The 21,726-nt window shown below is 40.6% G+C and carries 23 protein-coding genes; 20 read left to right on the forward strand and 3 right to left on the reverse strand.

Annotated features, from left to right (window positions below):
* Positions 1-5: 5 nt before the first annotated feature.
* From yhfZ (ABES02_RS07325) to ABES02_RS07390, 14 genes are all read left to right on the forward strand, one after another.
* A complete protein-coding gene (gene yhfZ, locus ABES02_RS07325; protein WP_430132638.1) occupies positions 6-935 on the forward strand; it encodes a GntR family transcriptional regulator YhfZ in 930 nt (309 codons plus the stop codon).
* Between the two features lie 189 nt (positions 936-1,124).
* Entirely contained in the window at positions 1,125-1,481 is a 357-nt protein-coding gene (locus ABES02_RS07330; protein WP_430132640.1) for a PRD domain-containing protein, read from the forward strand.
* Entirely contained in the window at positions 1,481-1,849 is a 369-nt protein-coding gene (locus ABES02_RS07335) for a DUF2620 domain-containing protein (RefSeq protein WP_430132642.1), read from the forward strand. The genes ABES02_RS07330 and ABES02_RS07335 overlap by 1 nt, the downstream gene beginning before the upstream one ends.
* Before the next feature lie 14 nt (positions 1,850-1,863).
* Positions 1,864-3,366 carry a YhfT family protein gene (locus tag ABES02_RS07340; RefSeq protein ID WP_430132644.1) on the forward strand — a complete coding sequence of 501 codons (1,503 nt, stop codon included), beginning with the start codon at positions 1,864-1,866 and terminating at the stop codon, positions 3,364-3,366.
* Between the two features lie 48 nt (positions 3,367-3,414).
* The gene (locus ABES02_RS07345) at positions 3,415-4,329 is read left to right on the forward strand and encodes a phosphotriesterase family protein (RefSeq protein WP_430132646.1); all 915 of its coding nucleotides are present in this window, start codon (positions 3,415-3,417) and stop codon (positions 4,327-4,329) included.
* 33 nt (positions 4,330-4,362) lie between these two features.
* Positions 4,363-5,478, forward strand: coding sequence for an aminotransferase class V-fold PLP-dependent enzyme (locus tag ABES02_RS07350; protein ID WP_430132648.1), 1,116 nt, complete (start codon positions 4,363-4,365; stop codon positions 5,476-5,478).
* Positions 5,479-5,485: 7 nt separating this feature from the next.
* On the forward strand, positions 5,486-6,649 hold the full coding sequence (locus ABES02_RS07355) for a YhfX family PLP-dependent enzyme (RefSeq protein WP_430132650.1): 1,164 nt from the start codon (positions 5,486-5,488) through the stop codon (positions 6,647-6,649).
* 3 nt (positions 6,650-6,652) lie between these two features.
* Complete coding sequence (locus ABES02_RS07360) at positions 6,653-7,840, forward strand: phosphopentomutase (RefSeq protein WP_430132652.1); 1,188 nt, start codon at positions 6,653-6,655, stop codon at positions 7,838-7,840.
* 41 nt (positions 7,841-7,881) lie between these two features.
* Positions 7,882-8,640, forward strand: coding sequence for a glucosamine-6-phosphate deaminase (nagB, locus tag ABES02_RS07365; protein ID WP_430132654.1), 759 nt, complete (start codon positions 7,882-7,884; stop codon positions 8,638-8,640).
* Between the two features lie 176 nt (positions 8,641-8,816).
* A complete protein-coding gene (yhfZ, locus tag ABES02_RS07370; RefSeq protein ID WP_430132656.1) occupies positions 8,817-9,767 on the forward strand; it encodes a GntR family transcriptional regulator YhfZ in 951 nt (316 codons plus the stop codon).
* A 137-nt stretch (positions 9,768-9,904) separates the two neighbouring features.
* Positions 9,905-10,285 (forward strand): PRD domain-containing protein, encoded by a 381-nt coding sequence (locus tag ABES02_RS07375; RefSeq protein WP_430132658.1) that lies wholly within the window; start codon positions 9,905-9,907, stop codon positions 10,283-10,285.
* A 63-nt stretch (positions 10,286-10,348) separates the two neighbouring features.
* Entirely contained in the window at positions 10,349-10,711 is a 363-nt protein-coding gene (locus tag ABES02_RS07380; protein WP_430132660.1) for a DUF2620 family protein, read from the forward strand.
* 66 nt (positions 10,712-10,777) lie between these two features.
* On the forward strand, positions 10,778-12,058 hold the full coding sequence (locus ABES02_RS07385) for a YhfT family protein (protein ID WP_430132661.1): 1,281 nt from the start codon (positions 10,778-10,780) through the stop codon (positions 12,056-12,058).
* A 54-nt stretch (positions 12,059-12,112) separates the two neighbouring features.
* Positions 12,113-13,222: an aminotransferase class V-fold PLP-dependent enzyme gene (locus tag ABES02_RS07390; RefSeq protein WP_430132663.1), complete on the forward strand. Its 1,110-nt coding sequence runs from the start codon at positions 12,113-12,115 to the stop codon at positions 13,220-13,222.
* A gap of 407 nt (positions 13,223-13,629) precedes the next feature.
* On the opposite strand, the gene ABES02_RS07395 is transcribed toward ABES02_RS07390, so the two are convergent.
* The gene (locus tag ABES02_RS07395; RefSeq protein ID WP_430132664.1) at positions 13,630-15,549 is read right to left on the reverse strand and encodes an ABC-F family ATP-binding cassette domain-containing protein; all 1,920 of its coding nucleotides are present in this window, start codon (positions 15,547-15,549) and stop codon (positions 13,630-13,632) included.
* 176 nt (positions 15,550-15,725) lie between these two features.
* Here ABES02_RS07395 and moaC point away from each other — a divergent pair, with 176 nt between their 5' ends.
* The 6 genes from moaC (at position 15,726) to ABES02_RS07425 (ending at position 20,638) form a co-directional block, all read left to right on the forward strand.
* Positions 15,726-16,223: a cyclic pyranopterin monophosphate synthase MoaC gene (moaC, locus tag ABES02_RS07400; RefSeq protein ID WP_430132666.1), complete on the forward strand. Its 498-nt coding sequence runs from the start codon at positions 15,726-15,728 to the stop codon at positions 16,221-16,223.
* Between the two features lie 27 nt (positions 16,224-16,250).
* Positions 16,251-16,904: a redox-sensing transcriptional repressor Rex gene (locus tag ABES02_RS07405; protein ID WP_430132668.1), complete on the forward strand. Its 654-nt coding sequence runs from the start codon at positions 16,251-16,253 to the stop codon at positions 16,902-16,904.
* A gap of 118 nt (positions 16,905-17,022) precedes the next feature.
* Positions 17,023-17,646, forward strand: coding sequence for a YhbD family protein (locus tag ABES02_RS07410; protein ID WP_430132669.1), 624 nt, complete (start codon positions 17,023-17,025; stop codon positions 17,644-17,646).
* Positions 17,647-17,658: 12 nt separating this feature from the next.
* Complete coding sequence (locus ABES02_RS07415; RefSeq protein WP_430132671.1) at positions 17,659-18,381, forward strand: polymer-forming cytoskeletal protein; 723 nt, start codon at positions 17,659-17,661, stop codon at positions 18,379-18,381.
* Between the two features lie 16 nt (positions 18,382-18,397).
* The gene (locus tag ABES02_RS07420) at positions 18,398-19,108 is read left to right on the forward strand and encodes a cytoplasmic protein (RefSeq protein ID WP_430132673.1); all 711 of its coding nucleotides are present in this window, start codon (positions 18,398-18,400) and stop codon (positions 19,106-19,108) included.
* Positions 19,109-19,120: 12 nt separating this feature from the next.
* Positions 19,121-20,638, forward strand: a complete 1,518-nt coding sequence (locus ABES02_RS07425; protein ID WP_430132675.1) for an MDR family MFS transporter — start codon at positions 19,121-19,123, stop codon at positions 20,636-20,638.
* Positions 20,639-20,690: 52 nt separating this feature from the next.
* Here ABES02_RS07425 and ABES02_RS07430 read toward each other — a convergent pair whose 3' ends face one another.
* Together ABES02_RS07430 and ABES02_RS07435 are read right to left on the reverse strand one after the other, a co-directional pair.
* Positions 20,691-20,891, reverse strand: coding sequence for a YdiK family protein (locus tag ABES02_RS07430; RefSeq protein ID WP_430132677.1), 201 nt, complete (start codon positions 20,889-20,891; stop codon positions 20,691-20,693).
* Positions 20,888-21,610, reverse strand: a complete 723-nt coding sequence (locus tag ABES02_RS07435; RefSeq protein WP_430132678.1) for a CPBP family intramembrane glutamic endopeptidase — start codon at positions 21,608-21,610, stop codon at positions 20,888-20,890. Before ABES02_RS07435 ends, ABES02_RS07430 begins: the two co-directional genes overlap by 4 nt.
* Positions 21,611-21,726: the final 116 nt, after the last annotated feature.

Here is a 21,726-nt window from a genome sequence, read left to right on the forward strand (position 1 = left end):
GATCGATGGACCAGCTAGAAAACCTTTTTACGAAAAAGGGCATCATATTACAAAAGGTCGCCGAAGATCTATTATTCATTGAAGTGAATGAGCGTTTGCCGAAAGTTGGCGATTTTGCCGTTAAGTATCAAGTAGGTCGTGGCACTATTCAAGCTGTGTTAAAAAAATTAGAGGATGAAAGCTGTATTCGGTTAGAAGCAAGAGGACATCTTGGGACTTTCTTGCGAAACAAAAATATATCTAACTTATTAAGGTTTTCGGGGGCAAATCAAATTACCGGCGTCATGCCGCTTCCCTATTCCAAAAAGTATGAGGGACTCGCGACAGGAATTACGTCGCAGTTTGAACAATTAGGCATTTCTCTCAATATTGCGTTTATGAGGGGATCAAAACCAAGGCTTAATGGCGTTAAGGATGGGAGATATGATTTTGCGCTAGTATCCAAATTTTCAGCAATAGAAGAAATGAAAAAAGATCGTTCATTAAAAATTGCGTTAGAATTTGGCTCAAAGACCTATGTATCTGAACATGCCGTCATTTTTTCCGACCCGGACAAGAAAAACATTAGGGACGGAATGAAAGTTGGAATTGACAGTTTCTCGACCGACCAACAAATCCTGACAAATGCAGAAGTTCAGGGTTTAAACAACATTGAGTACCTTGAATTCAACTATATGCATTTACTTCAGCATTTAAAGGCACAAACGGTGGATGCGATGATTTGGAACGTGGATGAAATTGACCATTCGACATACAATATTCAGCCGCTGACCTCACCACTTGCGATTCAGTTTGAAAAACAGATGAATGAAGCGGTTTGCGTCATCCATTCGGAAAACCGAAAGATGGAATACATTCTTCACCTTCTATCTCTAACAAGAATAGTAGAAACGCAAAAGCAGGTCGTAAAAGGTGATGTCATTCCTAAATACTAATTTTTTTCACTCAATATACAAAAAATTGTACCTTAGTGGAGGTGGTTGTTTTCCATACTAATATTGGCAGATTCACTTATTCCAGGTTAAAAAAACTTTAAATCCACAAACTAATCGTAATCATATGGCTCAATATACAGTTTTCGATATATTGATATTCTGAAGAAGCAAAGGGAGGCATTAATAATAATGGATGCTACTTTAAAAGAGAGAATCGATCTTTTGCATGATACAAACCAAATCAATGATGAAATTTATAATCGGCTGCCTCATTTAATGGAAGAAGTTGAAAACTTCCTTGATGTAAAACTAACGGAAGAAAATGCCGGTTCTTTTACGAGCCACATTTCAGTGGCATTACAGAGAATTTCCAAAAACGAGCCTGTCACAGACATAGCGAGTGAATTGGAAACGCTTATCCGAGAAAACCCGGAATATTATCAATTTGCTAAAAATTTATTGAAAAATGACGAAACAAATATTGATGCTGAAGCAGCATTTATCACTTTATATTTCTGTTTGTTAACTGGAAAGGAGAATGCGTAATGTTACGAATCGTTGTTGGAGGTCTTAAAAAGGACGTTATTGAAAGAAGTGCAAAAACAGCAGGTGGAGAGAATGTAGTAGTAACTGTTACTTCCGATTTTGATGCAGCCAAAAAAGTGAAAGCTGGAGATGCTGACTATTATTTAGGTGCATGCAACAGCGGCGGCGGTGCAGCCCTTTCGGTTGCAATCGGTATTCTTGGCTATGGCAAATGTTCAACAGTTGCCAAAAACGGAAAAAAGCCAAATCCGCAAGAAATTGAAAAGTTGGTTCAGGACGGAAAAATCGCTTTTGGTATGGCTGTAGAGAGCATAGAAGAAGCTGTACCAGTAATTGTGAATAGCTTGCTTAAAAAACATAACCTTTGATAGGAGCTGGGGAAATGGATATCTTTCAAAACTTATCGTTCTTTGAAATAGCAGTTGTGGTTTTGCTGACTGCGTTGACTGGGTTAGCTGCTCATTTGGGAAAGGCGGTATTCCACGACGGAATTCGCCCGATCCTTCCCGAGTTTTTAGAAGGGCGAATGAAGCGTACCGAATTGGCTTCAATCTCCTTCGGTTTAAGTATCGGATTTATCGTGTCTGTCGGGATTTCGTTTGCCGTATCCTTTAAGATGCTAAACCCATGGCTGCTTTTCCTGCCAACGGATATTTTAGGGGTTATGGCAGCTAGCTGGTGGATGGCGGCAGGTCTTGGAGCTGTGTGGGGAGTTGTCGCGTTATTTGGACTTACAAGCGTTCAGACAGCTTTTTCCTTACTGCCAATTGATTTACTTGGCTCCTTAGGGGAATTATCCACACCAGTTCTTGTTGCATTTACGGCGTTTCCGATTATCGCGATTTTATATCAATTTGGCTGGGTAAGGGCCTTGTTTTCTGGCCTTGCAGCATTGGTTGTCCGTCAATTGCTTCCAATTGTCGGCGGCGTTTGGACGGATAAGGCAAATGCAAATTTGAAAGAAGCAAGTGAAATAGCTGGCGTTACATTCCCTGATAAGGCTGACTTCGCTGGTAAAGTGAAGGCGCTGAAGGACGCAGCTGAAAATAATCCACACGTACAAGATTTAATTTCACAAGCAACCAATAACTTTTCGTTGGGAAGTACAATTTCTGGTTTTACGATGCAAATTGCCGTATTGATGTTAATGGGTATGATTCTATTAATTATCTTTGCCGTCATGAAAGACGTGAAAAGTAAGGCTGAAATTACGGTCGATACAGAAGAAGAGAACATCTTTGAAGCACGTACGAAAAGGATTTATAAAGGTCTGCCAATCTTAGCAGCGATTGGTGCTTTACTTGCCGTTGCTACTAATCTCGGATTAATGAATGGTTCTGAGGTTGATGGTCCAATTCTGCAGCAAGCTTGGGCAGCAACTGGTGCTGAGCGAAGCAATCTTCTTCACAGTGCAGCGATTGCTGACATTATCAGGGGTATCAGTTTCATTCCATTGATTGCGACCACTGCTCTTGCAACTGGTGTTTATGGTGTTGTTGGTTTAACCTTTGTTTTTCCTATTGGTCTATTATTACCGAATCCAATTCTAGCTGGTATTGTCGGTGCACTGTGGGTTTGCTTAGAGGTTATTGCTCTTCGCGGAATCGGCCGTTTCTTACAGCGCTTTCCGTCATTGCGTGAAGCGTCCGATAATATTCGTTCATCCATGAACTCTATGATTGAATTGGCCTTATTTATCGGTGGAGCTTTCGCGGCGATGAAAATGGCACCAGATGCAGTTGGTTTATCGTTAACCGTTTATATTCTATTATTCGCTGCAAACGAAGGTCTCGGCCGTCCAGTTATGAAACTTGCAGCAGGTCCAGTAGCGATTATTTTAACAGGTATTATTCTGAACTTATTATATTTTCTTCATCTAATCTAAAACTTGAAAGGTAGGATTATCCTACCTTTCGCTATGGAGGTCCTTACGTTGAAAGTACATTCAGTTACAGGAACAGTAGATCCCAAGCTCGTCCAGAAGACCATGATTCATGAACATCTTGTGTTTGATCTTTCCGGGGTGCGCCAGGAAGTAGATAAGGATTCAAAACTCGAAGACACTCCAATTCTGGATCAGGAAATCCAATTGATTAAGGATTCAGGCTGCAACACGATCGTAGAGGTTTCCAATATGGGTATGGGCAGAGATGCAAAGGCACTTTATCACATTGCCAAAAAGCATGACTTAGTCATTGTGGCTTCCACAGGTTTTTATAAAGAATCCGTTTATCCTGCCTTTGTTTTTGAAAAATCCGCTGAAGAGCTGGCTGATATGATGATCCGCGAAATTACAGAGGGCATGGATGACACGGATATCAAAGCAGGTCTCATCTCTGAAATCGGCAGCAGCTTGAACGAAATCACTCCAACTGAACAAAAAGTATTTCAAGCTTCCATTATGGCCCATAAGATGACAGGGGCACCAATCAGCACACATTGTGAAATTGGAACGATGGGAAAAGGACAGCTGGAGATTTTCCAAAGAAATGAAGTCAATCTAAAACAGATTTCTTTCGGCCACCAGGATTTAAACACTGATCTGGAGGAACAATTGCTTCTATTGCAAAGCGGGGCATATATCCAATTTGATACCATCGGCAAAAACAGCTACCGAAAAGATTCTGATAAGGTTGATAACCTCCTTGTATTACTGGACCGCGGCTATCAGGATCAAATTATGCTATCTTGTGATATTACAAGAAACTCTCATTTGAAGGCTAACGGCGGACATGGTTATAACCATTTATTTGAAAGCTTCATTCCCGCGCTGTTAAAAAGCGGCGTGACAAATGAAATCATTGAAAAAATGCTCATTCATAACCCACGTAAATTTTTAGCATTTTAAAATGTTACGAATTATGAGAAGGAAGGGCAGGAAATGAGTCTTAAATATGAACGTTCTATTTTGAAGAATATGACGTTAGAAGAAGCAAAAAAGCTGCAGTTTCGGCTCTTGGATGAAGTAACGAAAGAGTTTTCGAATAATGAATTCTTTCAAATTGGCGATGTCGGTCTTCATCCTGACTATCACCGGCCGCTGACCACTGCAAGAGTCGAAAAGGTTATTTCCAATACCTTTGGTGCAGACGCTTGTGCTTTAGTGCGCGGGAGCGGGACAGGCGCGATCCGGGCGATACTAAGTGTATTGCTTGAACCAGGTGATCAATGTATCGTTCATTCGGCTCCAATGTATACGACAACAAAAGAAACATTTCGCTTGATGGGTTTAAAACAAAACAAAGTCAATTTTAATGATAAGCAAGCACTTGTAACATCGTTAGAAGCTGATAAAGAATCCAAGGTTTTTTATGTTCAGCACTCACGACAGCAGCCTGTCGATGAGTATGACTTAAAGGAAATCATCTCCTTGGTAAAAGAGTTGCGTCCTGACTTAGCGATTGTCGTGGATGACAATTATTGTGCGATGAAAACCCAGTTTATCGGTACGCAGTTAGGGGCGGACTTCTCCACTTTTTCTGGCTTTAAATTGTTAGGGCCAGAAGGGATTGGTGTGATTTTAGGCAAAAAGGACACAATTCAGCGGCTTCACCAGCGAAACTACTCCGGTGGAGGGCAAGTACAAGGTTTTGAGGCGCATGAACTGCTTCGAAGCTTGGCGTTTGCTCCTGTTATGATTGCCATCCAAAATGAGCAGGTTGAGGAATTGTGTTCCCGAATCCATCATGGCGAATTAGAAGGCATTAAAGATGCCTATATCACTAATTCACAATCCAAGAACGTGATCATTGAATTCGAGAAGCCAATTGCCGTTCAAGTAATTGAGCTTGCCTCCAAATATGGAGCAGCCACTTACCCGGTCGGTGCTGAATCACGTTATGAATTGATTCCAATGATTTACCGAGTATCTGGGAGCTTTCTTGAAAGCAGACCAGAACTGAAAATGCATGGGGTTCGAGTAAATCCTATGAAATCTTCTGCAACTACTGTGATAAGAATTTTACAAAATGTACTAGAAGAAATCTCTAGGGGGTGAATTGCCCATGTTTATCAATATGACAAAAAAACGAAATCCTGGACTCATCCAAGCGGCGGTAAAACTTCATCAGGAAGGAAAAATACCTGCCAATACGTATGTGATTGACGTGGATTCGTTGGAAGATAACGTAAGAAAACTTAGTCAAACTGCAAAAGAGCATGGACTTAATTTGTATTATATGTCAAAGCAAATCGGAAGAAGCGGATTTGTGGGCAAGATCATCGAGCAAAGTGGCATCGAGCGGGCTGTTGCCGTGGATATAGATGAAGCATTTGAACTTAAAAAACAAGATTGTCATATTGGCAATATTGGTCACATTGTTCAGCCAGGCAAATCCCAATGGGAAGAAGTATTGACAAAATTACAGCCGGAGGTTGTTACTCTTTTTTCAGTAGAAAAAGGTAGACAGCTTTCAGAGGCAGCTGAAAAATTGGGCCTAGTTCAGGATGTCATTCTGAGGGTGATTAGACAATCTGATATGGTTTATCCAGGTCAATTTGGCGGCTTCCTATTGGATCAGCTTGAAGATAGCTTGGACGAGCTGCTGCAGCTTAAAGGAATCCGTGTAATTGGAATTACAAGTTTTCCTGTACTGCAAATAAATGGAGAAAAAAATAATTTTGATTTTACCTCCAATATGGAAACGATCCAGCTGGCACGTAAAATCCTTGAAAATAAAGGAATTACCGTGACCCATGTGAATGCTCCAAGTGCGACAAGCTGCCACACGATACCAATGCTGAAAGAGTATGGTGTGACACATGGAGAACCAGGACATGCGCTAACTGGCACGACGCCATTACATGCCTACAAAGAGGATTTGCCAGAAGTGCCAGCCATGGTGTATGTATCGGAAATTTCCCATATGGATGAAAAACATGCGTACACGATTGCAGGCGGATTTTATCCGCGTTCCAATATGGAAAATGCACTATACGGAAGTAACGGAACAGAAACTTTGGAGCAACCCGCAAAAGTGGACTGTGTGTCACCTGAAAATATTGATTATTATGGATGTCTTAAGCGTGAGAAAAATATGAAGGTTGCGGATACAGTTGTTTACGCGTTTCGTACACAAATATTCGTAACCAGAGCCCATGTTGCCTTTGTTCGAAATGTGAATTCCGAACAGCCAGAGCTCATTTATTTTCAAAGAAGGGGGAATTAAGGTATGAGTAAAATCACGTTACTAGTGTTGGATGGATTTGGGGTCGGGGCAATGGAAGACTGCAAGGAACTAAAGATGGAGGACATCAATGCCCATACGTATAAACACATCAGAGAGAGCGTTGATTTAAATATTCCTACTTTGTATGACCTGGGATTGGGAAAAATCGTCGATCAGGCAGGGACTCCAACTGCTGCTTACGGAAAAAGCAACTTGGCCCATCCTGGTGCCGATACCTTTATGGGCCATCAGGAACTGATGGGAAGCAGACCGCAGGTTTCCAAAAAACGTTTAATGAAGGATATCAGAAATACCCTTAAACAGGCATTAGAAGAACAAGGATACACTGTGACCAATCCAATTGAAGAGTCTACTATTTTACTAGTGAATGGTGCCGTGGTGATTGGTGACAATCTCGAGTCTCAGCTTGGCAATATTATTAACGTTGTCGGGGATTTGAGACAGTTATCGTTCGAGGAAGTTATTAAAATAGGTAAAGTGGTACGGGCAAATGTCGATACAAGCCGCGTGATTATTTTTGGCAATGAAAAGTCTGATATCGAAACGATTCTTTCTGTTGTGAAAGAGAAACATCCTGGGCAATGGGGTGTGGATGCTCCGAAAGCGAATGTTTATGGAGAGGGATACCGGGTACTTCATTTAGGGTACGGAGTCGAATTTGAGAAGCAATTTGCGCATATTGCCGAGTTAAATGAGATTCCTGTTTATCGGATTGGTAAAACAGCGGATGTGATTCAAGCAAATGGATACAGTGATCCAGTTGTGAATACAAAGGATGTTCTTGAAACCTATGCCAAGCTTTATCGCGAAAGTGAAGAAAATGCCGTCTTCTTGGTGAATGTACAGGAAACAGACCTTGCTGGTCATAAAGAGGACAGCGAGTGGTATAAAGAAGTATTAGAAACATCGGACGCGTTTTTAGCATCCTTCATTCCGGAATTAGGCGAAGGAGATGTGCTGATCATTACGGCTGACCATGGGAACGATCCAACCATCGGCCATTCAAATCACACAAGAGAACAAACGCCTATCTTGGTTGTCGGCCAACATGTGAAGCCGGTTTCCATTGGTACTAGAGAGACAATGGCAGATATCGCAGCAACGATGGCGGAATTTGTCGGAATTGAAAGGCCGGAGTTCGGCGAAAGCTTTTTAAACGAGATCTTGTAAATTTTTAAGAGTTTTATCTTTTTAACGAGAGGAGTGAAGATATGAAACTAGTTAAAGTTCGCGATCATGAAGAAATGAGTGCATTTGCGGCCAAATTTATTCTTGATAAAATAAAGTCTAACAAAAAAGTGGCACTTGGCCTGGCAACAGGAGGCACTCCCGTTCGAACGTATGAAATGTTGATCGAGGATTATCAAAAAAATTATACTTCTTATCAGAATGTGTTTACGTACAATTTGGACGAGTATGAAGGAATTGCACCGGATGACCCAAACAGTTATCATGCCTTTATGTTTAAACATTTATTTGATCATATCAACATTCCCAAGAAAAATGTTCATATTCCAAATGGACTTTCGAATGATATTTTACTGGAAGCCATAAACTATGAAGCGATGATTGATGAAATTGGCGGCGTGGATTTGCAGCTATTAGGGATTGGCCAAAACGGACATATTGGCTTTAACGAACCAGGCACCCCGTTCGACAGGGAAACACATGTCGTCACCTTAACGGAATCGACCCGAAAGGCCAACTCCCGCTATTTTGAAAGTAACGATCAGGTTCCAAAGAAAGCTATTACGATGGGGATCGCCACGATTTTAAAAAGCAAGGAAATTTTGCTGCTCGCTTCAGGAGAATCAAAAGCTAAAGCGATTTGCCGGATGTTTACTGGCGAACCTGGTACGGACTGTCCTGCTTCGGTTTTAAAAAATCATCCAAATGTAGTGGTGGTCGCAGATGAAAAGGCTGTTTCTAAATTAGAAGCGACAATGAATGTTGAGCTTTTACTAAGATAATGAAGAACATAATAGAAGAAGTCGTGGTCTATTATTAGATGCGGCTTCTTTTGCTACATAAATATGTAATTAATTGATCAATTGAGCGATTTCGGGTTAAATCCTGCCATGATTTAAAAAATGCACTTTACGACAAAGGTGAAAATTGTTATATTCAAGATACTGAATATAGTATTTTGAAATCAAAGGCAGATGAAAATGAAATGTGGGAAAACTTGTATTCTAAAAATGGATTAGCCGCAAAAAAAATAGCCTTAGAGCTATTAGAAATTCAAAACGGTCAAAAAATTCCTACAGTCACAGATTTTTGTGAAAGTCTTGAATTAGGGCGAGGGACAGTCCAGGGTGCGATCAAACTGCTTGAAATGTTAGGAGCTATTGAATTAGAAGCAAGAGGCCATTTAGGGACTTTTTTGTTAAATAAGGATGTAAGCGTTTTATTGGATATTTCCGGCACTGGCCCTTTGGTTGGAGCAATGCCCTTGCCATATTCGAAAAAATATGAAGGATTGGCTACAGGTATTGTAGATGGCTTTAATTATCTTAACAAGCGAATTAGTTTGGCTTATATGCGAGGAGCAAGTAATCGCCTGGAGGCTCTCAAAACACGACGTTATGATTTTGCGATTGTTTCACGGCTGGCTGCCGAGGAGAGTATTAAATCTCATAAAGGTCTGGAAATTGTTAAATCATTCGGAGCTGGTACTTACGTATCTGAACATAAGATTTTCTTGACGGATCCAACGAAGACCAAAATTGAGTCTGGTATGAGAATTGGAATTGACCGCTTGTCACCTGATCAATCCACTATCACACTCCTTGAATGCGAAGGGCTTGATGTGAAATTTGTTGATTTAAACTATATGCAGCTATTTCAAATGTTAAAAGAAAACCAAATTGACGCAGCGGTTTGGAATATTGACGAAGTTCGCTCAGTTGAGACTTTTTATACTGTAGACTTTCAATCAGAAGAAGCAAAAAAGTTAACAAGGTTAACTTCTGAAGCGACAATTGTTGTCGAAGCCGGCAGAATTGAAGTGAAGAAACAAATTTCTTTACTAAACAAAGAAATTGTTCTAAATGTACAAAGAATGGTGGAAGCAGGCGAAAGGTTTCCCCAATATTAAATAGTTAGTGACTATGAGTGTTGGTTAATGAAAATAGTAAATGAAATTCAGAAGGCTTCCCCTTAATGATTTTTTAACAAAAGGTGAGAACTTTCTGACTTCTATAATACTAAATACTGTATTTTGGAGGTTCATAAATGAATAAAAAAGAATTAATGGAACGATTATCCATTCTTCAACAATCGGATTCGATTACCGCTCAAGCTGCAAAGGTAACAGAAAAGGCTTTTGATTATTTAAGAATCACACTTTGTAAAGACGACATCGAACAAGGTGAAATGCTGTTTACCCATCTTCCTTTCGCGATGACGAGGCTGTCAGCAGGGGAGATCATTGAAGGACCATCTGAAGCCATTATTAATGAAGCAAAAAGTACAAGATATGCAGAAAGAATCAATACAGAAATTTTTTATTTAGAAACACAGTGGGGAAAGGAATTACCTCAAGCTGAAAAAGACTATTTATTTATTCATTATAGTTTGATCTATCAGGTGAATTTAGGGGGTGAATCGAAATGACTTGCTAAATAATATTTTAAATGAACTGAAAATTAAATCTACTGAAATAAAGGAGTGTTTTTCATGATTAAATTTGCAATTGGCGGCCAGCTAAACAAAATGGAAATTAAAGAACTTGTTGAAAGAGAAGGCGGTGAAGAGTTTAGTGCAGTCATATTCAGCGATACTGAAGCTGCATTGAAAGTGAAAACGGGTGAATTTGATTATTATCTCGGGGCATGTCAAAGCGGGGCTGGCGGGGCCTTGGGAATGGCTTATGGAATTTTGGGAAGAGATAAATGCGCAACGATAGCCATGGCAGGCAGAGCTCCAAAAGAACTGCAGGTTAGTGATTCCATTACTAGAGGGGCAAAAGCATTTGGATTTACTGCTGACCAAGCCGCAGCCTCCGTTTCGCTGTTAGTAAAATTATTATCAGGCAAATAAAACAAGTCATGCTTAGAGAAAGATAGACAACGCTTTAAAAGAAAAAAATACTAGGGGGGTAAGGTAATGGAAACAAAAGAGATTATTAAATTAATCATTTTTGCAATTATGAGCGGGTATGCGACATTTTTGGCCAATCGCGCCATCGCTGTTTATCACGATGGACTTAGACCGATTTTACCTGAATACTTAAATGGCAATATGTCGAGGCGTGAACTGGCGGGTGTTTCTTTTGCTATTAGTATTGGATTTATTACGGGTTTTGCGATGCCTATAACCATAGCATCGGGAATTATTGTTATTCATATCGTACTTTTGTCAGCAGATATCATTGGAACTTCTATTAAAAATACATTTATTTCCGTATTTATTGGTGTGATTTATGGGGCCGTAGTCCCACTTACTTTAAATGCTATTATTAAAGGTTTTAAATATCTTCCAATAAACTTTTTAGATGCTTTGGCCTCTGTTGGCGATCCGATTATTTACGCTTTCGTTGCTTTTCCTTCGATAGCAGTTGGATATCAGTTCGGTAAAGGAAAAGGGTTAATCACATTTTTGCTGTCTGCACTAGGCTGGATTATTACGGAAAGAATTAATCCCATCCATATTGCGGGTGAAAAAGTTTTCTTAAGCACACAGGGTATTGCGATGTTAGTCGGAATGATTTGTTTGATTATATTTGCTTCACGTAATAAAACACGATTAGAAGATATTGGCGAAGGTTTATTTACCGAAAATGTAAAGAGGATCAGGAAAAATATTTATTACTTGATGCCTATGGGTGCGATACTTGCGATTGCTGCCAATTATCATTGGATTGCTGGAGAACCGATTGCGGCGGCATTATTAGGTAAGGGTGAGGTCACGTCGGCAGCATTAGTTGCATTTGTCCAGGCGCTGGCATTTATGCCTTTAATTATTACTACTGCACTTGTTAGCGGCGTGTATGCAACTGAAGGATATTGTGATTGGATTTTAGGTTTAGGTTATGTATCTGCGAACCCTCTTATGGCCGGGGTGTTAGGTGCCGGAGCAATGGGACTGGAAGTTTTAAGTCTTGGAAAAGTTGGCGGATTTTTAAATAAATTTCCTTCATTAAAAATGTCGGGAGATAATATCAGAACGGCTATGCTGCAAATTTTGGAGCTTGCTTTATTAATAGGCGGTGTAAATGCAGCAAACCAAATTTGGGCAGGTACAGGTATGTTTATTGTCATAGCGCTTTATATTTTAAATGAGATTGCCGGTAAACCGATTATCCGCTTGGCGGCAGGACCTATTGCAGCCATTATCGTCGGAATTTTAGCCAACGTTTTGGCATTAGTAGGATTACATGTTGTCTAAATAGTTTCAGTTGATTCTAGTTTACTAGTTAAGTAACATTTTGGAGTGAGGAACATGCTTGAAACATTATTAACTACCATGAGCATCGACGAAGCAAAGAAAAAGCAATTTGAGCTGACAAAAGCAATTGCTGATGAGTTTAGAGGCAATGAGTTTTTTAACCAGGGAGATCTTGGAGTGGTTCCTGGGCTTGGAAGGCCACACCAAACAAAGAAGGTTGAAAATGTGCTGGCAAAATTTTTTGGCACCGAGTCCTGTGCCTTGATTAGAGGGGCAGGGACAGGTTCTATTCGATATACGCTTTCTGCGTTACTGGATCCAGGTGATCGGTTGTTTATGCATAAAAGCCCTTTGTATACAACAACTAAGGAAACAGTGCGGATGTTAGGATTGAATCCGGTTTTTGTTGATTTTAATGATGATGAATCTATCAAGCGGGCGTTAAATGAACACCAGGATTGCAAGGTTTTTTATGCGCAGCATTCCCGGCAAATGCCTGATGATACGTATAGCTTATCAAATGTCATCCATTTGGTGAAAAAAATCCGCCCCGATTTGCCAATAGTCGTTGATGATAACTATACCGTTTTCAAGGTACCTGAAATTGGAGTAGAACTAGGCGCTTCCTACTCTTGCTTCTCAGGCTTTAAATTGTTAGGCCCTCCAGGAATTGGCGTGATTGTAGGAGAGGAAAGAGCCATCAATACTATCATTGAACGCAATTATTCGGGAGGCGGCCAGGTTCAGGGATATGAGGCAATGGATCTGCTTCGATCTTTAGTGCTTGCTCCTGTTACGATGGCTGTTCAAAACGAGGAAACGCATCAATTGGCAGACATTTTAAATGCAGGTGAAATCCCTGAAGTGGACCATGCAATCGTTGCGAACGCACAAGAAAAGAACGTCATTGTTAAGCTTAAAATGCCTATTGCTCAGAAGGTCATTGCCACAAGCGAAAAATACGGGGCTGCCATTTATCCAGTTGGAGCAGAATCCCGTTTTGAAGTTCTTCCGATGATCTATCGAGTTTCTGGATCATTTTTGGAGGCAAACCCAAGTTTAATCGAAACAGGTATAAGGATCAACCTGATGAGAAGTGGAGCCGATTTAGCTATCAATATATTAAAACATGCCATACCTGATGCCATGGGTATGAAAGACTAAATAAATAATTACCTTTCGATCTAGACGCACCATAAAGGTGCTTTTTTTTGTTGTGTGCCAGGCATGGCAACTATCTAGGTGGATGGATCTCAATATTATCTAGTGAATTTAATAGTTTTTTGTGGATAAAGTTTTTGTGCAATCGATCCAAAAAATCAAAATGTGGATAAGTACGTGTGTTCTTGTTGATAATGTGGATAAAATTAAGATTTACCGTGGATAATGTGGAAAAGTTTAATAACTGTTTGGAAATATACCATTTAATATGTGAATAACATTGTGGGAAATGAGGATATCTAAACAAAATGTTGATATCCCTCGAAAATTTTTTGAAAATTATCCACAACCAAAAAACATCTAGGAAAATCATGAAAAAACCGGACCAATAAGACCGGTTTTTTCCCAAGCTATTCCGCCAGCTCGGCCCATTCTTCCATCAAATGCTCGAGCTCTGCTTTGGCTTTTTCACTTTTTATGTTGATTTCCAATACTTTTTCGTGATCTTGAAAAATATCCGGCTCACATAATAACTGTTCAAATTCCTGGATTTCTTCTTCAAGCTCCTCAATCCTTAATTCGATCTCTTCTAATTTCCGTTTGCGCTGGCGTTCAAGCTTCTTGCTTTCTTTATCCTGTTGATAACTATTTCTTTCAACAGTATCCACTTGAGTCAATTTTTTAGCAGATTCGGCAAGGGCTAATGCAGCCAATTCTTCCTGCTCTAGCTTTTTCTCCAAATAATAATCATAATCCCCAAGATATTCACAGCTGCCCTGACGGCTTAACTCCAACACCTTTGTCGCGATACGGTTAATGAAGTATCGGTCATGGGAAACAAACAAGATGGTGCCTGGGTAATCGATTAAGGCATTCTCAAGAATTTCCTTACTATCAAGGTCAAGGTGGTTTGTAGGCTCATCCAAGATTAAGACATTTGCCTTCTCAAGCATTAGTTTTGCTAGGGCGAGGCGTGCCTTCTCGCCTCCGCTTAGGGTAGAAACCGTCTTTAACACATCATCACCAGAAAATAAGAAATTACCAAGGACCGTTCGGATTTCTTTCTCACTTTTCAACGGATATTCATCCCATAACTCATTTAATACCCGTTTATTGGACTTCAATTCTGCCTGTTCTTGGTCGTAATAGCCAATCGAGAGGTTTGTCCCATATTGAATCGTCCCGCTAAGCGCAGGGAGTTTTTTTATGATTGTCTTTAAAAGAGTCGATTTGCCAATCCCATTTGGTCCGACTAAGGCAATGCTTTCGCCTTTAAAGGCACGGAATGAGATATTCTCAGAAATCCTTTCACCATCATAACCAACTGAAAGAGATTCGACCAAAAGAACATCATTCCCGCTTTGTCTCTCAATATCGAATGAAAAGTTAGCAGATTTTTCGTCTCCTAATGGGCGGTCCATGACATCCATCTTCTCAAGCTTTTTCCGTCTGATTTGCGCCCGTTTTGTCGTTGAGGCTCGGGCCAAATTGCGCTGAATAAAGTCTTGTAGGTTAGCAATTTCCTGCTGCTGCTTTTCATACAGCTTCATTTCACGCTCATAATTGGCTGCTTTCTGATCAAGATATGAGCTATAATTCCCACTATACCGCTGGATTTGCTTGCGGGATACCTCATACACCTGTGTGACGACTTTATCTAAAAAATAGCGGTCATGGGAGACGATTAGGATGGCTCCATCATAACTCTGCAGGTATTGCTCGAGCCAGGAGAGAGTATCAATATCCAGGTGGTTCGTCGGCTCGTCCAGTATTAAGATATCAGGCTTGGTTAACAGCAGCTTTCCTAATGCGAGACGAGTTTTTTGTCCTCCGCTTAAACTGGAGATCATGACAGAAGAATCATGAAAATTTAGCCCATGCAGGACAGAGCGAATATCGGCCTCGTATTGATAGCCGCCCTGCTCTTTAAATTTTACTTGGAGACTGTCATATTCTTTTAATATTCTTTCGTATCGACTTTGGTCTTCGAAAATACTTGGATCCGCCATTTGTTTTTCAAGCCTGCGCAGCGATTGCTCCATCTGACGAAGTTCCTCAAAAACGGTCAGCATTTCTTCCAAAATAGACAATTTGGACTCTAACCCAGTATTTTGCGCTAGATAGCCGATGGTCACATCTTTTGGTTTGATGATTTCTCCGCCATCATGTGACAGATGGCCGGCAATAATCTTTAACAACGTTGATTTGCCGGCTCCATTGCGTCCAACTAGGGCAACGCGGTCTCTCGTTTGTAATTCTAGTTTTATATTCGATAAAATAAGGTCAGCACCATAATATTTTTGTAGTTGATTAACCTGCAATAAAATCATTAAAATTCACCTCTATTACTATAAATAGTTTACCGTATTCCTATAGGTCCGGCAATAAAGCGAGGCAGGTTATCAGGACTATTAATACTTTAATGCCAAAAAATTGTACGATTAGTTCAAAGTTTCACAGACATATAAAGAAAAATAGTGTATGATTTAAACGGAGGATTGTTTATATGGCAGAATTTACTCATTTTAATGAAGAAGGCAGAGCCAAGATGGTCGACGTTAGCGATAAGCCTGAAACGGCACGTACGGCGCTTGCTCATTCCAGTATTACGGTCAGCAAAGAAATTTTTGAAAAAATAACAAATAATGAAATGAAAAAAGGCGATGTCTTAGCGGTAGCTCAGGTGGCAGCCGTTATGGCGGCGAAAAAGACATGGGATCTCATTCCAATGTGTCACCCGATTCCATTAACGGGAGTAAATATCTCCTTCTCATGGGAACAGGACATTAACGATAACTATCAATTACATATTGCTGCTTATGTTAAAACAAAGGGAAATACAGGTGTTGAAATGGAAGCGCTAACAGCAGCATCCGCCTGTGCTTTAACTGTTTATGATATGTGTAAAGCGGTTGACAAAGGAATGGTCATCGGGCCAACCTATTTAGTAGAGAAAACTGGCGGTAAAAATGGCGACTTTAAGCGGACAGAACGAGTTAAATAAAACAATTGATGCGGGGGGTAGGAGATTATGAGCAATGAAACGATGAAAATACCACAGGCGACAGCCAAACGGCTGCCCCTTTATTATCGATTTTTAAAAAACCTGCATTCTTCGGGTAAACAAAGGGTTTCATCAGCAGAATTAAGTGAAGCGGTGAAGGTTGATTCGGCTACCATTCGGAGGGACTTCTCCTACTTCGGGGCTTTAGGGAAAAAGGGTTATGGATACAATGTGAATTATTTATTATCCTTCTTTAGGAAAACATTGGACCAAGATGAACTAACCAAGGTTGCCTTAATCGGGGTTGGTAATCTCGGTACGGCTTTTTTAAACTATAACTTTTTGAAAAATAATAATACCAAAATAGAATGTGCTTTTGATGTGGATCCTGCAAAAATGGGAACAATGATTCGCGAAGTACCGGTTTATCATATGGATGAATTGGAAAAGGTGTTAACGGACCACAGTATATCAGTGGCGATTTTAACGGTACCGGCACAGGTTGCTCAAATGATTACGGATCGACTGGTTAAAGCGAATGTAAAAGGGATTTTAAATTTCACCCCTGCCAGGTTAAATCTTCCGCCAGCAATTCGTGTTCATCACATCGACTTGGCTGTCGAGCTGCAATCACTTATTTACTTTTTAAAGCACTACCCAACGGATGAAATTGAAGAATAAAGAGATAGAGGGCTTTTCGCAAACCTGCGGAAGGCCCTTTTTTTATCGGACGAAACAAACGTATCTTTACAACGTAACAGTGTTATGTTACATTATTACACAGAAAGGGGTTTTCAAAATGAGCGAGGAGTTAATTTCCAAGAAGGAATTATTAGAGCTGGCGGGAATATCCTATGGACAGTTGTATAGATGGAAGCGAAAGGATCTCATCCCGGAGGAATGGTTTGTACGGAAATCCACGTTTACGGGGCAGGAAACATTCTTTCCAAAAGAAAAAATCCTAGAAAGAATCAACAAAATTCAAACAATGAAAGAAAACTTATCACTAGATGAACTTGCTGATATGTTTTCTCCTAGCCTAAGTGATTTACAACTTGAAAAAGACGAGTTAATAAAACGTAACATTGTTTCGGGTGCGGTAATGAATTTCTACTTAGAAAATGACCAAGACGGTCCAAAATTTAATTTTTCCAGAATGCTTGAAGTTTATGTTTTAGAAAAACTACTGCAGTCTGGAGAAATCAATTTGGATGAGGGGAAAATGCTGCTGCAAGTATTAAAGGATAACTCAGGGTTAATTAAGCAAAAAAGCTGCGAGCTTTTGATTACCAGAAAGCTAGGTGTGTCATCGTGTCTTTTATTGATTAATACCGAAGAGATCCATTTTGAGCGGGGTACAAAGGTCGTGGTACATGTTTCCTTGATGACCTGTATGGAAGAAATTAAATCGAAACTACTATAAAGGAGAATCGGGATGGAATTGAAAAATAGAGGGGACTTAGTCATTAATGGTTTGGGTTCGTCAAACGGCGGCCAATTTAATGTTGTTACATTAAATGGCAGAGGGACGATTAATAATGATTTAGAATGCCATGAGTTTGATTGTAACGGCTCAGGGGTGATCAATGGGAACCTAAGGGCTGCTGAGGCAAGGGTAAATGGAAATGCCAAGTTTAAGGGTACGGTCGAGACCGGTAAATTGAAGGTTGACGGGACGGCGAAATTTGAAAAAAACCTGCTTGTAAAAGATTTGAGGGTTTCAGGTAAAGTTTCTGTTGGCGGAAGTGTAAGGTCCGAGGATATCAAATTACGCGGATTTCTTACAGTCGGTGAGGATTGTGAGGCTGAGATTTTTAAAGGAGAATACCGGTTTACGATTGGCGGGCTTTTAAACGCTGATGAGGTAGATATTAAGATTTATGGGGAATGCAAAGCAAAAGAAATTGGTGGGCAAACCATTACGGTAAGGCAGCATAAAGGGTCGTTTATCGGCGCTTTATTCAAACCCATTTTCAAAGCGCAATTAGAAACGGATTTAATAGAAGGGGATAAAATCGACCTTGAAAATACGATTGCCAAAGTTGTGCGGGGCAATCAGGTTAGAATCGGTGCTAATTGTCAGATTGGCGTCGTAGAATACACAGAAGAATTCTCCCAGGATAAAAATGCTGTGGTGAATGATGTCAGAAAGTATTAGTGGGGGGGAAAGGGAAATGAAAAAAAACGGAAATCTTATTATAAATGGGTCGGGCAGTTATCCTGGCGGCCATTACGATAAAATTAGCATCAGAGGCGAAGGAACGATTGTCAATGAAGTGGAATGCTCTGTGTTCAATGTATATGGAACGAGTGAAGCGGTCGAAAATGTTAAAACAGGTTCAGTAAAAATTTTAGGGGAGGCCGAGGTCAAAGGCAGTATCGAGGCCGAAGAAATGCTTGTCATGGGAACGCTGGTGGTTGGCAGCCGGGCGCAGTTGAAAAAAATAAAGATTTTGGGGCTGCTGGAAGTAGGCGAAAGACTTGCAGGTGATCAGGCATCAATTAAAGGAAGCATCGCGGTAAATGGCGATGTGGAGTATGAGATGTTCGATTCAAGCGGCAGCTTTGAAATCAAGGGATTGTTGACGGCTGATACCATTAAGGTGGGACTGCGATACGGCCAAAGCTCCGCTGAGGAAATCGGCGGCGGAAAAATAACGGTGAAAAAGAAAAAAAGCTCGCTTCTTCCCTTCGGAAAAGACGCGGGGTCTCTGACAGCGAAGGTCATTGAAGGGGATGACATCTATCTGGAAAATACAACAGCCGATGTCGTTAGAGGTAATAAGGTAAAGATAGGTCCTGGCTGTCAAATTGGTTTGGTGGAATATCGCTTGGGCTTCGCTCAGGATTCTCAGGCAACAATTAAAACAAAGACACAGATATAAAGGAGAGATCGGATGGTAGCAAAAGAGAGTAAATTAGGATTGGTTGTCGCAGGGCTATTACTAGGGATCTTAATGGCCTCGATGGATAACACGATCGTCGTCACCGCGATGGGAACCATTGTCGGCGACCTCGGCGGGCTTGAGAGCTTTGTTTGGGTGGTATCCGCTTATATGGTGGCAGAAATGGCCGGGATGCCGATTTTTGGTAAATTATCAGATATGTACGGTAGGAAAAGGTTCTTTATTTTTGGATTGATTTTGTTTATGGCTGGCTCGGCCCTTTGCGGAACAGCCGAAACGATTACGCAATTAAGCATCTACCGCGCAATTCAAGGGGTGGGCGGCGGCGCGCTTGTACCGATTGCGTTTACCATTATGTTCGACTTATTCCCTCCTGAAAAACGCGGGAAAATGGGTGGTTTGTTCGGAGCTGTATTTGGGCTTTCGAGTATTTTTGGGCCATTGCTCGGGGCATATATTACCGACCATATCAGCTGGCATTGGATTTTCTATATTAATCTGCCGCTTGGCATTCTATCATTGATCTTTATTGTTATCTCTTACAAAGAATCACCTGTCCACCAAAAGCAATCGATTGACTGGTGGGGAGCGCTGACGCTAATTGGCGCGGTTGTTTGTTTAATGTTTGCACTGGAATTAGGCGGGCAGAAGTATGAGTGGGATTCCACGACAATCATCAGCCTATTCGCAGGATTTGCGATTCTATTGTTGATCTTTTTGTTTGTCGAGACGAAGGCAAAGGATCCAATCATCTCGTTTGCGATGTTTAAAAATCAATTGTTTGCAGGTAGTACACTGGTTGGTTTGTTTTACGGGGCAGCCTTTATGGCAGGTACCGTTTATATCCCGATTTTTGTTCAGGGAGTTTACGGCGGCAGTGCCACGAATTCAGGGCTGATTTTATTGCCGATGATGCTCGGATCCGTAGTGACTGCGCAGGTCGGCGGGTTCTTGACGACAAAAATGAGCTATCGAAACATCATGTTTATATCGGGTACTATCCTAATTGGCGGATTTATCTTACTAAGTACGATTACACCTGAAACAAGCAGAGCCATCTTAACTCTGTATATGATTGTTGTCGGTTTAGGAGTAGGTTTCTCTTTTTCCGTTTTAAGTATGGCAGCGATTCATCCGTTTGGTATGGAGCAAAGGGGATCCGCTACATCGACCAGTAACTTTATCCGCTCATTAGGGATGACCATAGGGATTACCATCTTTGGCACAATCCAAAGGAGTGAATTTACAGAAGGATTGAAAAAGGCTTTTTCCGGAATGGGGCCAATGCCAAAGGGCGGAGCTTTTGGGGATTCCCGAGCCTTATTATCAGAAGAAGCAAGAAAGAACATACCACCGCAAATTCTTGATAAAATCACCGATGCCCTCTCCAGTTCCATCGTCCACACTTTTACATGGGCACTGGTCCCGGCAGGCATCGCCTTCCTCTTCATCTTTACCCTTGGTAATGGACGTATGGTGTTTAATAAACAACAAGAGGTCTCAAAATAAAAAGGGTGTCAGGCACCATGTGGATTTTTCACATGGTACCTGACACCTTTAATCATTTTTCCACTTTGTTTTTGTATTTAAAATGGAAGGTGAACATTTTTAGGCCGGAACCGAAATCGAATGTTGCTAATAGAACCAGCAGGTAACTGAAGAAGCCCCAGCCGTTATTTTGAACGTCATCAATGGCAAAGTAGGTGAATAAGCCGCCTAAAAGAAAGTAAATCAATCCGGAAAACAAGGGTGAACGTCTCATAGAAAGCCTCCGATAAAGTTTTGAACCGCCTCTGCCTCCCGCATTAGTCTTTCTATATCATCTCTATAAACAGACTGAACGAGAACCACTAAGGTGTTCATAGTGACATGCGCAAAAATTGGCACGATGATGTGTTTTGTTTTGACATAAAGAAAAGCAAAGGTAAAACCCATAGCCGAATAAAGTAAAATGTGCTGGAATTCCATATGAGCAGCCGCAAAAATGACTGAGCTGATAATGGCGGAAATAATGAAATTAAATCGTTTATGAAGGGCACCAAAGATGATTTTTCGAAAAACGATTTCTTCTAAAATAGGACCCACAATGCTCGTTACAAAAATAGCTAATGGGAAGGATTCGATAATATCAACAATCTCCTTCGTATTTTCAGAGCCTGCTTCAATTCCGATTAGGTGCTCAATAATAGCCGCCACATACTGAGCAAATAAGGCCAAGAAAAAGCCGAGCACTGCCCACATGGCCGAATATCCGAAGGAACTCCCTCTTTGGTTGAGGCTTTTAGTTTTCATTTCATTTCGTAACATAAAAAGAATAATGATAAGGGCCAACGTAAAACTTGCCAAAAGCCATACGGGCACTGCTAACTCTTGCCTGCCGCCAAAATGCTTAAATCCGAACATGAATAACGGAACACCGATTAAACTGGAAAACTGCATAGCGATATATACAATTAAAATAATCCAATATTGCCTTTTCAAATAAAAAGTCCCCTTTATAACTATTTTTTAATAATAAAAAGAAATAAATTCGTATGGATTCCATCCTTCATTCTACCTTTAAAAATAGTCTCGTTCAATTTTGAATAAATTATCTA

The organism is Neobacillus pocheonensis (assembly GCF_050477905.1).
GTDB classification, from domain to species: Bacteria; Bacillota; Bacilli; order Bacillales; family Cytobacillaceae; genus Neobacillus; species Neobacillus pocheonensis_A.

Bases quoted from the DNA above. Each gene is read 5' to 3' on its own strand.
- ABES02_RS07375 (WP_430132658.1), top strand. From the start codon at position 9,905: ATGAATAAAAAAGAATTAATGGAACGATTATCCATTCTTCAACAATCG.
- ABES02_RS07430 (WP_430132677.1), bottom strand. From the start codon at position 20,891: ATGAGACGTTCACCCTTGTTTTCCGGATTGATTTACTTTCTTTTAGGC.
- moaC (WP_430132666.1), top strand. From the start codon at position 15,726: ATGGCAGAATTTACTCATTTTAATGAAGAAGGCAGAGCCAAGATGGTC.
- yhfZ (WP_430132638.1), top strand. From the start codon at position 6: ATGGACCAGCTAGAAAACCTTTTTACGAAAAAGGGCATCATATTACAA.
- ABES02_RS07360 (WP_430132652.1), top strand. From the start codon at position 6,653: ATGAGTAAAATCACGTTACTAGTGTTGGATGGATTTGGGGTCGGGGCA.
- ABES02_RS07385 (WP_430132661.1), top strand. From the start codon at position 10,778: ATGGAAACAAAAGAGATTATTAAATTAATCATTTTTGCAATTATGAGC.
- ABES02_RS07335 (WP_430132642.1), top strand. From the start codon at position 1,481: ATGTTACGAATCGTTGTTGGAGGTCTTAAAAAGGACGTTATTGAAAGA.
- ABES02_RS07350 (WP_430132648.1), top strand. From the start codon at position 4,363: ATGAGTCTTAAATATGAACGTTCTATTTTGAAGAATATGACGTTAGAA.
- ABES02_RS07340 (WP_430132644.1), top strand. From the start codon at position 1,864: ATGGATATCTTTCAAAACTTATCGTTCTTTGAAATAGCAGTTGTGGTT.
- nagB (WP_430132654.1), top strand. From the start codon at position 7,882: ATGAAACTAGTTAAAGTTCGCGATCATGAAGAAATGAGTGCATTTGCG.
- ABES02_RS07395 (WP_430132664.1), bottom strand. From the start codon at position 15,549: ATGATTTTATTGCAGGTTAATCAACTACAAAAATATTATGGTGCTGAC.
- ABES02_RS07380 (WP_430132660.1), top strand. From the start codon at position 10,349: ATGATTAAATTTGCAATTGGCGGCCAGCTAAACAAAATGGAAATTAAA.
- ABES02_RS07330 (WP_430132640.1), top strand. From the start codon at position 1,125: ATGGATGCTACTTTAAAAGAGAGAATCGATCTTTTGCATGATACAAAC.
- ABES02_RS07355 (WP_430132650.1), top strand. From the start codon at position 5,486: ATGTTTATCAATATGACAAAAAAACGAAATCCTGGACTCATCCAAGCG.
- ABES02_RS07420 (WP_430132673.1), top strand. From the start codon at position 18,398: ATGAAAAAAAACGGAAATCTTATTATAAATGGGTCGGGCAGTTATCCT.
- ABES02_RS07415 (WP_430132671.1), top strand. From the start codon at position 17,659: ATGGAATTGAAAAATAGAGGGGACTTAGTCATTAATGGTTTGGGTTCG.
- ABES02_RS07405 (WP_430132668.1), top strand. From the start codon at position 16,251: ATGAGCAATGAAACGATGAAAATACCACAGGCGACAGCCAAACGGCTG.
- ABES02_RS07425 (WP_430132675.1), top strand. From the start codon at position 19,121: ATGGTAGCAAAAGAGAGTAAATTAGGATTGGTTGTCGCAGGGCTATTA.
- ABES02_RS07390 (WP_430132663.1), top strand. From the start codon at position 12,113: ATGCTTGAAACATTATTAACTACCATGAGCATCGACGAAGCAAAGAAA.
- ABES02_RS07410 (WP_430132669.1), top strand. From the start codon at position 17,023: ATGAGCGAGGAGTTAATTTCCAAGAAGGAATTATTAGAGCTGGCGGGA.